1 pseudogene is annotated in these 1516 nt (G+C 76.1%); it reads left to right on the forward strand.

Annotated elements, in window-relative coordinates:
• Nucleotides 1-1516 (forward strand): annotated as a pseudogene (locus L2I40_RS23050) (YhdP family protein); the annotation flags it as partial.

Below are 1516 nucleotides of genomic sequence, written 5' to 3' on the forward strand. Positions count from 1 at the left end.
TCGCACCGGCCTTCGCGCCGCTCGCGCATCTCGATGCGGCGGCACGCCTCGACCTGTCCGCGCGGCTCTCCGCCGACGGCACGCTGCTCGACGCCACCGCGATCCTCGGCGCGCGCGCCGGCGCCCTCGATCTAGGCGCGGGACGCCGCATCCCGATCGCCGGGCTCGACGCCGCGGCGGAGTGGCGCCCGGGCGAGTTGCGCGTGCCGCGCGCGACGATCCGCCTCGACGGTCCGGGGACGCCCGTCCTCGCCGCGCGCGCCGAGGCATCGCAGCGGGACGGAAGCTGGACCGGGCGTGCCGAGGCCACGCTGGACGCCGCCCCGCTCGCATATCTCGCCCGGTGGTGGCCGGAGGGCCTCGGCTCCGGCGAGCGCGACTGGATCCTCTCCAACATCACGGCCGGAACCGCGCGCAACGGCCGCTGGACGGTGGAGGCCGAGGCCGGGCCCGATCTTGCCGGCTTCCGCATCACCGCGCTGGCCGGCACGATGGAGGTCGCGGACGCCACGGTGCATTGGCTGCGTCCCATCCCGCCGGTGGAGGCGGCGGCCGGACGGGTCGAGTTCTCGCTCACCGAGGTGACGGCGCGCGTGTCGCAGGCGCGGCAATCGGGCACCGCTGTGCAGGCGCGCGACGCCGTGCTGCGCTTCCTCTTCGCCCCGGACAGCGTGCCCTCGGCGGAGATGGAGATCGGCCTCGCTGGCCCGGTCCCGCAGGTGCTCGGCGTGCTGCAGCATCCGCGCCTGCGGCTTTTCGAGCGGCGCCCGCTGGCGCTGAAGGATCCACAGGGCACGCTGGAGGGCCGCGTCACGCTGGGCTTCCCGCTGCTCAGCGACCTGCCGGTGGAGCAGCTTCGCGTGCGCGCCCAGGGGCGGCTGCGCGACGTGCGCATCTCCGACCTGCTGCTCGGGCGCAACCTGGAACGCGGGCAGTTCGAGCTGAACGTCGACACTGCGGGGCTGCGCGTGAGCGGCACAGCGACGCTTGCGGAGATCCAGGCGCGGCTCGGCGTCGAGATGGATTTCCGCCCTGGCCCGGCCGCCCAGGTCGTGATGCGGGAGACCGTGCAGGCCCGCGCCGATGTGCGCCAGCTTGCCGCGCTCGGCCTCGCCAGCGAGCAGGTCGCGCAGGGCCCCGTCGGGCTCGACGTGCGCACGGAGCGCCGGCGGAACGGCGCCGGCCGCGTCACGGTGCGCGCCGACCTGCGCGAGGCGACGCTCGAACTGGGCCCGGTCGGCTGGGGCAAGCCGCCAGGGCAGAACGCCGGCGGCGATGCGGTGCTGCGCCTGGCGGGCGAGAGCCTGGAGGCGATCGAGAATTTCCGGATCGAGGCGCCAGGGCTGCTGCTGCGCGGCAACGCCGCCTTCGGCCGCGGCACGCGGCTCGAGCGCGTCACCATCGCCGACGGCCAGGTGGAGGCGAGCCGCTTCACCGGCGAGGCGCGCCCGCCCGCGCGGCCCGACGCCCCATGGACGGTGGCGATCCGGGGCGCGCTGCTCGACCTTCGGCGCGC

The organism is Falsiroseomonas oryziterrae (assembly GCF_021864505.1).
GTDB lineage: Bacteria > Pseudomonadota > Alphaproteobacteria > Acetobacterales > Acetobacteraceae > Falsiroseomonas > Falsiroseomonas oryziterrae.